The sequence below is a fragment of the Thermodesulfovibrionales bacterium genome (assembly GCA_035622735.1).
GTDB lineage: Bacteria > Nitrospirota > Thermodesulfovibrionia > Thermodesulfovibrionales > UBA9159 > DASPUT01.
Genome location: DASPUT010000137.1, coordinates 1 through 9,479, shown reverse-complemented (window position 1 = coordinate 9,479; position 9,479 = coordinate 1). Strand labels below are relative to the sequence as shown.

At 55.2% G+C, this 9,479-nt stretch carries 8 protein-coding genes; 7 read left to right on the top strand and 1 reads right to left on the bottom strand.

Annotation, left to right across the window (positions count from 1 at the left end):
* From yajC to recJ, 4 genes are all read left to right on the top strand, one after another.
* On the top strand, positions 1 to 314 hold a 314-nt coding region (gene yajC, locus VEI96_07440), incomplete at its 5' end, for a preprotein translocase subunit YajC (protein ID HXX57820.1).
* A gap of 181 nt (positions 315 to 495) precedes the next feature.
* Positions 496 to 2,118 carry a protein translocase subunit SecD gene (gene secD, locus VEI96_07435; GenBank protein HXX57819.1) on the top strand — a complete coding sequence of 541 codons (1,623 nt, stop codon included), beginning with the start codon at positions 496 to 498 and terminating at the stop codon, positions 2,116 to 2,118.
* Between the two features lie 8 nt (positions 2,119 to 2,126).
* Entirely contained in the window at positions 2,127 to 3,038 is a 912-nt protein-coding gene (gene secF, locus VEI96_07430; protein ID HXX57818.1) for a protein translocase subunit SecF, read from the top strand.
* Between the two features lie 81 nt (positions 3,039 to 3,119).
* Positions 3,120 to 4,856, top strand: a complete 1,737-nt coding sequence (gene recJ, locus VEI96_07425) for a single-stranded-DNA-specific exonuclease RecJ (protein ID HXX57817.1) — start codon at positions 3,120 to 3,122, stop codon at positions 4,854 to 4,856.
* Positions 4,857 to 4,915: 59 nt separating this feature from the next.
* Here recJ and VEI96_07420 read toward each other — a convergent pair whose 3' ends face one another.
* On the bottom strand, positions 4,916 to 5,332 hold the full coding sequence (locus tag VEI96_07420; GenBank protein HXX57816.1) for a hypothetical protein: 417 nt from the start codon (positions 5,330 to 5,332) through the stop codon (positions 4,916 to 4,918).
* Between the two features lie 448 nt (positions 5,333 to 5,780).
* On the opposite strand from VEI96_07420, the gene VEI96_07415 reads away from it, so the two are divergent.
* The 3 genes from VEI96_07415 to VEI96_07405 all read left to right on the top strand — a co-directional run.
* Complete coding sequence (locus VEI96_07415; GenBank protein ID HXX57815.1) at positions 5,781 to 8,315, top strand: hypothetical protein; 2,535 nt, start codon at positions 5,781 to 5,783, stop codon at positions 8,313 to 8,315.
* A 57-nt stretch (positions 8,316 to 8,372) separates the two neighbouring features.
* Positions 8,373 to 8,750 (top strand): cysteine rich repeat-containing protein, encoded by a 378-nt coding sequence (locus VEI96_07410; GenBank protein ID HXX57814.1) that lies wholly within the window; start codon positions 8,373 to 8,375, stop codon positions 8,748 to 8,750.
* Between the two features lie 89 nt (positions 8,751 to 8,839).
* Positions 8,840 to 9,479 (top strand): hypothetical protein (locus tag VEI96_07405; protein HXX57813.1); only part of this gene is annotated, 640 nt, incomplete at its 3' end.

Sequence of the window (9,479 nt, the reverse complement as noted above, 5' to 3'; positions counted from 1 at the left end):
ATGCAATGGGGCCGGCACCGCAGGCCGGACAGGGCGGGCCCGGGGCAATGTTCACAAGCCTGCTTCCGCTTATCCTTATCTTCGTTATCTTTTATTTCCTTCTCATCAGGCCGCAGCAGAAGAGGGCGAAGGAACATAAACAGATGATAGAGAACCTGAAGAAAGGTGACAAAGTTGTCACCTCCGGCGGGATTTACGGCGTGGTGGAAGCGGTAGGGGCGAATACCCTGACCCTGAAGATCGCAGAGAATGTGAAGGTTAAGTTCGGGAAAGGATATATCGCATCGGTCAGACCCGCTTCGGAAGAAGATTAGCAGGGCCCCGGTTCGCTGGCGGATTCTCCCTTCCGGGACGCGAAGGGACGTAGAAAGTCTTTTCTGATGATGTGATTGCCGGGATTTTCCCGCGGATCGAACGGGTGGCCAAGGCCTGTGACATCGACACGAATCTATTGAGATACGACTCTCGACTTGCTGAGGAGGTTAGAATTACGCGATGAAGAAGAGGATTTTCTGGAGATTTGTCCTTATTGGCGTTACCGTCATTCTCGCCATTATTTTCTTTCTCCCCAATACCCCTGCATTCCGTTACTTGCCTGAGTGGTGGAAGAATACGATGCCGAACAAAGGCATCACCCTCGGACTCGACCTTCAGGGCGGAGTTCATCTCGTTTTTGAAGTCGAAGCGGATCGGGCTGTCGAGATAACGACAGAGAGGATCGCACAGTCCTTGAAGGAAACGCTCGAAAAGAAGAAGCTCGCCGCGGAAATCACGAGGAATGGCCTTCTCATAACCGTCGCCCCGAACTCCATGGACGTGAGGAAGGCGATTGAAGACAGTTACCCTGTGCTCACTCCCGTCGAAACGGGAGCGAAGCTTGTCTACAGGCTTTCCGACAGAGAAGCGACCAGGATAAAGGATACCGCAGCGGACCAGGCACTCGAGACGATCCGGAACCGGATCGACCAGTTCGGCGTTGCCGAACCGACGATCCACAGACAGGCGGCGAACGAGATCGTAGTGCAGCTGCCCGGAATCAAAGACCCCAAGCGGGCGATCGAGATAATCGGGAAGACGGCACAGCTCGAATTTAAGATGGTGGACGATTCTTCGCCCGTGGCTGCCGAGATACCGGCGAACATCAAGCCCGGAGAGGAAGAATCTCTCCTGAGCAAGTTCGCGGGCAAGTTGCCCCAGGATGACGAGATACTCTTTGAAAAGTTCACCAACAGGGAGACGGGGGAAGTCACGAAGAGACCGATCCTCCTGAAGAAGCAGGCTCTCATGACGGGTGACCTTCTCACGGAAGCGAAGGTGACGATAGACCAGAGGTTCAACGAACCATATGTCGGAATAACCTTCAATGCCCCCGGCGCAAAGCTCTTCGAGGATATTACCGCGGCAAACGTGAAGAAGAGACTCGCGATAATCCTGGATGGCACGGTCTATTCCGCCCCGGTGATACAGGAGAGGATAGCCGGTGGGAATGCCCAGATAACCGGGAGGTTCTCGATGGATGAGGCGAAGGACCTCGCGATAGTCCTCAGGGCCGGTGCGCTCCCCGCTCCGATAAAGATGCTCCAGAATGTAACCGTCGGACCTTCTCTCGGTGAAGACTCCATCGAGGCGGGCAGGAGAGCAGCGATCATCGGCACGCTCCTCGTGGTCATCTTCATGATTGTTTACTACAGACTGTCGGGGGTGATCGCCGACTTCGCCCTCTTCTTAAACATCGTGCTGCTCCTCGGCGCTATGGCGTTTCTCAACGCGACCCTCACCATGCCCGGCATTGCGGGGATAATCCTCGCCATAGGTATGGCGGTCGACTCCAACGTCCTCATGTTCGAGAGGATAAGAGATGAATTGAAGTCCGGCAAGACTCCGAGGGCGGCAGTCGACTCCGGGTATGACAAGGCGTTCTGGACAATCTTCGATTCGCACGTCACGACCCTCATTACCGCGGCGGTCCTCTTCCAGTTCGGGACGGGACCGATAAAAGGGTTTGCCGTGACCCTGAGTCTCGGCGTTGCCATAAACCTCTTCACCGCGCTTGTAGGCACAAAATCCATCTTCGACCTCATCAATAGCAGGCAAGAGGTCAGGAAGCTGAGCATATAGGAGGCAGGATGTTAGAACTCATCAAGAACACGAACATTGATTTCCTCGGTAAACGGAAATTTGCATTTATATTCTCGGGAATCCTCTCCCTCATCGGGATATTCACGATTGTACAGATAGCGAACGGAAGGGCGAACCTCGGCATCGATTTCGCCGGGGGGACGGCCATCCAGCTCAGGTTCGACAAACCCGTGGCCCTTCACGAGATACGGAAGGCGCTTGAGGACGCGGGTATCAGGGATTTCGATCTCCAGGACTTCCCTGCGGTGAAAAAGATCCTCATCAGGGTGAAGAAGACCGATCACCCGACCGGACAGATTTCAGACACCATTACGGCCGCCATCAGTCAGAAATTCCCTGATAACCGGTATGTGGTGGATTCAACCACATTCATCGGACCGAAGGTCGGCGGGAAATTGAGGGAAGATGCGGCGAAGGCCGTTGCGATGGCGACGCTCGGGATACTCATTTATATCGCCATCCGGTTCAAGTTCGACTTTGCCGTCGGCGCCACAGTCGCCACGTTTCACGATGTGCTCGCCGTGCTCGCCATCTTCTTCCTCCTTGGGCGGGAAATAAACCTCATCCTCGTCACGGCACTCCTCACCATTGCGGGGTATTCCCTCACCGATACAGTCGTTGTGTTTGACAGAATCAGGGAGAACTTCCGCTCGAATGTCAAGGATCCCGTTGAAGCCGTCATGAATCGGAGCGTCAACGAGGTCCTTTCTAGGACGATCGTAACCTCGTTCACCGTGCTTCTCACTTCCCTCGCTCTCTTTTTCCTCGGCGGAGAGGTGATCCACGATTTTGCCCTCGCCATGATTCTTGGCGTCATCGTCGGTACCTATTCATCCATCTTTGTCGCGAGTCCGATAGTACTCCTCTGGAGGGGGAAGAAGGCCTTTGCAAAGAAATAGTCGGCAGCCCCGAATCGCAGGTCCGAGGTCAAACATCTCAGGACAGGGGACTGCCTGGCGGCTGACTGAAACAGTCTTTTTATGAAGCGGCGCTGGTTCATAACGAAGACGAATCCCGAGTATGTCCGTTATCTTTCTCTGGCCGCATCAATATCACCCCTTCTCGCCCAGATTCTCATCAACAGGGGAGTAAAGACCGCAGACGATATCAACACCTTCCTGAACCCGGGGATTACCGGTCTCTCCGACCCATTCGAACTTCCCGGCATGAGGGTTGCAGTTGACAGGATAAAGGCCGCATCGAGACTCAGGGAGCGCGTTCTCATCCACGGAGACTACGACACGGATGGTCTCACGTCCGCAGCGATTATGATCTATGCCCTGAAAACCATAGGCATGGATGTCCACTGTTTCATACCGAACAGGATGGTTCACGGATACGGTTTCAACGCGCCCTCCGTAGACGTGGCAAAGAAGCTCGGCGTGAAACTCATCATCACCGTCGACTGCGGCATAACCTCGATCGATGCTGCCACGCGCGCGAAAAGCGAAGGGATAGACGTCATCATTACCGATCACCATGAGCCTGTTAGGAAGACCCAGGCCTGCGGTTTGCGGGCCGAGCTCCACGATGAATTTCTCCTTCCTGACGCTGTTGCGATTGTTAACCCGAAACTGACTGCGCCGCGGAAACCCTTTGCCGACCTTTCCGGTGCCGGGGTTGCGTTCAAGATCGTCCAGGCTATGGCCATCGATCCCGACCTGTCCCTCGGTCCGGAAGCATCCCTCTCGCTCCTCGACCTCGCCGCCCTAGGAACGATAGCGGATGTGGTTCCCCTTGTCGGCGAAAACAGAGTAATTATCAAAGAGGGTCTGCGCTGTATCGGCAGCGCCTATCGCCCGGGTATCAGAGCACTCATGGAAGTATCGGGACTCGGCAAGAAAGAGATGAAGGCCGGCCTCCTCTCCTTCACCATGGTGCCGAGAATCAACGCTGCGGGGAGGATCGGTGACGCCGGTGATGTCATAAGCCTCTTCCTCTCCGGTTCGGATGAAGAGACCCTTTCGATAGCCGGAAGGCTCGACAGGATCAATACGGAAAGACAGCGGATCGAAGAGGGGGTTTATCAGGAAGCGCTTTCCCAACTGCAGGCCGAAGGACATGATGCCGCCATCGTGCTTCAGAATGAGGGATGGCATACGGGCGTCATCGGTATTGTGGCGTCGAGACTAGCGGAGGAATTTTACCGGCCGGCATTTATTTTTACCGTAGACGATACGGTAGCAAAGGGATCGATAAGGAGCATACCGGGTTTTGACGTCTATGACGGGCTTTCGCAATGCGGGGATCTCCTCATCGCCTTTGGCGGACACAAACAGGCGGCAGGGGTCAAGCTCTCCGTTTCGAACCTCCCGGCCTTTCGGGAAAGGATGAATAGGATTGTGACGGACTTCCTGAAAAGAGAGGACATTACCCCGACTCTCGAAATAGACGCTGAGGTTGCCCTATCAGAGGTGAATGCAGGTCTCGTGCGGGAACTCTCTCTTCTCGAACCTCTCGGCTACGGTAATCCCGAACCTCTTTTCGGTTCGAGGAGACTCGGGGTGCTTAATCCGCGAGTCGTCGGGAACAATCATATCAAGATGAAATTAGGACAGAAGTCTTCGTCGCTCGACGCGATCGGGTTTGACATGGGGAAGTCCTTCGAAAGCCTTTGCGCAAAGACCGTAGACGTGGTATTCACCCCGATGATAAACGAATGGAACGGAGGACGATATTTGCAGCTGCACCTCAAGGCCTTCCGCGCCAGCGTTTAATATTAACCGCACTACCTCTTTTCTATCGGCGGAACATTCAGGCGCCAAAACGTTCCTTCCTATTCGTATCCCCTCTTCGTGACGGTTATGATAGCGTAAGCCGGCTCGCTGTCCTCAAACCCGTTATTCACGACAAGCTTCACCTTATAGGCGCCGACCGCATCAGCGCCAAACGAGGCCTTCGGTCCGTCAGGGATAAGGGTCGTTGAACTATCTTCGGGCTTGGAGACTAATTCCCAGCTATACGAGAGGGGGGACCTCCCTCCGGGATCATAACTGTATGAGCCGTCGAGACGGACCGTGTTCAGAAGATTGACATTAAAATTTCCGCCGATACTGGCAATGGGTTTTGAATCCTGAGCCGACACCGGAACCATCCGGCCGGCAATCAAGAGGATGCCGCAAATCACGATCATCGAAATAAAAAGTATTCCTCTTTGCCTCTCTGCCACTCTTCTGCCGGGTTCTGTCGTCATTGCATTTCCTCCTGAATGTATTCGGTCTTCCTCTTACAATTGCATTATATAGAAAAGCAACCACTTTTTGAAGTTCCGCCTGGTTGCTATATCTCAATCTTAACTCTTCCCACGGGCGGCAACAGTCCATAGTTCCGATCTTTATTTGTCCCGGTTTTATGCTGTCATTGACACTTCTGCGCATTTTTCTAACCATGAAAACCTCCGAAATCCGTGACCTCACAGGGCTATCTTAGGTTTGTGTGTAAGACCTCTCCGTCTTCTGCCGCGAGGTCTCACACACTGCTTGACAATAGTCCTCGCCCATGATAAAAGTTATCAGAGAAACTCATTCTCCCAAAGCCTTAGAGAAAGAGTCGGCAATTTGAGGACGTCCGGTCAAGGTGTATGAAAAGGTTGTTTCATTGGTAGTGAGGCGCTGTTTAATACGGAAAGGAGCGTGGATAGTATGATAAAAAGGCTTATCATCATGTCGTTTCTTGTTTTGTCCTTCGCTGGTATAGCGATATGGCAGCATACGCTTTCTGCCCAGTCATTCGGCGACCAGCCGCCGGCATCGGAAGTCACGCCTGATCCCTGGCCGAAGGTCGTTGATCAGAATGGCGCGAAGTACTCATTATACCAGCCGCAGCTCGACAGCTGGGACGGACACCATTTTGAGGCCCACACCGCTGTCTCGGTGCTTCCCGCAGGGGCAAAGGAGCCGGACTTCGGAGTCATCGAGATAACGGCAAAGACGCGCGTTCACAGGCTGTTCCGTGTCGTCGAGTTCCATGACATCGAAATCAAGAAGGCGATATTCCCGTCAACCCCGGATAAGGCGGCCCTCTACCAGCAGGGCTTTCAGTCGATCGTCTCGAACGGGCCTTCCACCATGTCCCTTGACCGGCTCGATGCAATGCTCGCCATCGCTGGAGCGGAAAAACAGGCGCGGGCGGTACCGGTGAAGAACGAGCCTCCTAAGTTCGTCTTCTCTCAGACCGCCGCGATGCTCGTCATGATAGACGGCGAGCCGGTATGGCGCACCGTGCAGGGCACCAAACTGGAGCGCGTTATCAATAGCCGTGCGTTTATACTGCTCGACGACTCGTCGGGCAATTACTACATCCATATCTTCGATGGCTTTGTTACGGCGAAATCTCTCATGGGGCCATGGAAGGCAGCGAAAGGAGTGCCGGCTGGGATCAACAAGCTTGCGCAGAAACTCTCAAAGGACGACGTCGTGGATCTCATAAGCGGGCCTGCCAACGTCAAACAGAAACCATCGCTCAAGAAAGGAGTGCCGGAAATCATCGTAGCTACCACGCCGACAGAGCTCGTCGTGACTCAAGGCCCGCCGGACTGGGCGCCTCTTGAGGGGACGATGCTCCTCTACGTCAAGAACACCACAGGGAACATCTTTAAGGATATCGAAAACCAGAAGACCTACGTCCTTGTTACAGGCAGGTGGTTCACCGCGCCCGGCTTCGCCGGGCCGTGGCAATATGTCCCGGGAACGGAGCTTCCGCCTGACTTCTTCAAGATACCTGATGACAGCCCAAAGGAGAACGTGAAAGCATCGATCCCCAAAACGCCGCAGTCGCAGGAGGCGGTCATCGCCAACGAGATCCCCGAGACCGCTGTCGTCTACATCGATAAGGCCACGTTTACGCCTGTAATCACCGGGGCACCGGAACTCAAGCCCGTCCCTGACACGACACTGATGTACGTTTATAACTCGCCGAACCCGATCGTGATGGTGTCGCAAAACTCATGGTACGCGGTGCAGAACGGGGTCTGGTTCACTGCGCCCTCGGTTCAAGGGCCGTGGGTTGTAGCGACGTCGATTCCGGCGGTCATCTACTCTATTCCGCCGAGTTCGCCGATTTACTATGTTACCTATGTGAAGATATACGACGTTACTTCTCAGTACGTTGTGGTCGGCTACACGCCGGGCTACATGGGGACGGTCGTCACCGCTGACGGAGTAGTCGTGTACGGGACAGGCTACACCTATGTGCCTTACATAGGAGCGGCCGTCTGGTATGCCCCGCCTGTTACCTATGGCTATGCTGCAAACCCGACCTGGACTCCCTGGACCGGATGGGCCATGGGCTTCGGTTTCGGCCTTGCCATGGGCGCTGCCTGGAGCGATGCTTACTGGGGTTGTGCGCCCTATTGGGGTGCTTACCACGGCTATTACGGCGGATACTATGGGGGCTATTACGGCTACCATGGAGCTGCTGCCTGGGGGCCGGGCGGCTGGGCCGCTACAACAGGCAATGTCTACTCCCACTGGGGAGCGACATCGGCGGTCACCCGCACCTCGGCGGGATACAACGCTTGGACCGGCAACGCCTGGAGCAGCAAGGTGGGAGCCTCATACAACTCCGTGACCGGCAGGATCTCCGCAGGACAGCGCGCCTCTGTGTCGAACGTCTATACGGGCGGTTACGCCTACGGGCAGCGCGGCGCAACCTATAACCCTGCTACCGGCGTGTCGGCACGGGGAGGTTCAGCGACTTACGGAAACGCATATACGGGAGCTCAGGGTACCGCAAAGTGGGGACAGGTGACGGGACCCGGAGGTCAGACAGCGGGAGCCGCAAAGGTCAACAACAACATGTACGCCGACCATGACGGCAATGTTTATAAGGATACGGGCAGCGGCTGGGAGAAATACAATAACGGCAGTTGGAGTAGTGTCCAGGATAATAAGACAGCGCAGTCGCTCAATTCGCAGCAATGGGCTCGGCAGGCCGGAGACCAACGTTCTGCTTCCTCTTCTTGGGGCTCGAAGAGCTGGGGAGATGGCGGAGGTTGGGACCGCAGCAGTGGTGGAGGAGAGTGGTCCGGAGGAGGAAGCGGCTGGGACCGCGGCAATTCTGGCGGAGGGCACAGCTGGGGAGGCGGCAGTTTTGGCGGCTTCGGCGGAGGTGATCACAGCTGGGGAGGCGGCGGATTTGGCGGTTTCAGAGGAGGAGGAGGGTTCGGTCGTCGTTAGGAACAACTACAACAGCGCCCTTTGGGCGTTCATAGTCGAGATAGGGAGGAGACGAGCATGAAGAGAGCATTGGTTCTTGTCTTGGCATGTTTTGCAATCTTGATGATATCATCGGGCACATTTGCACAGGAAGCGAAACCCTGTGCGGGAGACGTCGCGAAGTTCTGTGGCACCGTTCAGCCGGGCGAGGGACGAATAGCCCAATGTTTGAGACAGAACGAGGCGCAACTTTCGCCCGGCTGCAAGGTGCACCTTGCGCAGGTGAAAGAAGCCCTCAAGGAAGTGCATCAGGCATGCGAAGATGATATCACGATCTTCTGCGGAGGAGTCCTGCCGGGAGATGGTCGGATCATGCAGTGCCTGAAGGCGAACAAGGCCCATCTGTCGCGCAAATGCAAGGTAAAGCTATTCGAGGCGAAACAGGAGATGAAGTAAGGGGCCTGCCACATTCGGGTGATACGGAATCGGGCCGGTTCTTACAGGCAGGTCCTTGGGCGGCGTATCGATACGGAAAGGAGAAGACGATGAAGAATTTTTTCATGGAGAGAGCGCATCGGGTGGCGGTCGCGCTCGCAATCGTGGTCTTACTTGCCTGTGCTACCATAGGGAATGCAGCAGAAGGCCAGGGGGATGACAAGTGGCAATTCACCCTCATTCCTTACGTCTGGCTTCCGAGTGTGAACGGCTCTCTCAATATAGTCCGCCCCGATAGCCCGATCAGCGGCAACGTCGACATCGGTTCGTCCGACTATCTCAGTAATCTCTCCTTCGCAGCGATGCTTACCATGGAGGCGAAAAAGGGGAATTGGTCGGTCCTCAGCGATCTCATGTACGTCAATTTCTCCGACGATAACAGACAAGCGCTCGTGCCGGGCCGTCTCGGTGAGGCTTTTACCGTTAGGGCAGAAACAGGACTCAAGGCGTTGGTCTTCGAGATAGCCGGGGCGTATTCCGCGTATCAGGGCGAGAACGCAAACATTGACTTCCTCGGCGGCCTTCGATACGCCGGTATTAAGACAACCCTCTCACTGGACATCGCGCCGGCTCTTCCCGTTGATATCCCTTCGCCGAATCTGTCTCAGAAGAAAGATCTCGTCGACCCGATTGTCGGTGTCAAGGGCAGGATAGAACTCGGCAAGAAGTGGTTTCTGCCTTACTATTTCG

Bases quoted from the DNA above. Each gene is read 5' to 3' on its own strand.
- VEI96_07410 (HXX57814.1), top strand. From the start codon at position 8,373: ATGAAGAGAGCATTGGTTCTTGTCTTGGCATGTTTTGCAATCTTGATG.
- recJ (HXX57817.1), top strand. From the start codon at position 3,120: ATGAAGCGGCGCTGGTTCATAACGAAGACGAATCCCGAGTATGTCCGT.
- secD (HXX57819.1), top strand. From the start codon at position 496: ATGAAGAAGAGGATTTTCTGGAGATTTGTCCTTATTGGCGTTACCGTC.
- secF (HXX57818.1), top strand. From the start codon at position 2,127: ATGTTAGAACTCATCAAGAACACGAACATTGATTTCCTCGGTAAACGG.
- VEI96_07420 (HXX57816.1), bottom strand. From the start codon at position 5,332: ATGACGACAGAACCCGGCAGAAGAGTGGCAGAGAGGCAAAGAGGAATA.
- VEI96_07415 (HXX57815.1), top strand. From the start codon at position 5,781: ATGATAAAAAGGCTTATCATCATGTCGTTTCTTGTTTTGTCCTTCGCT.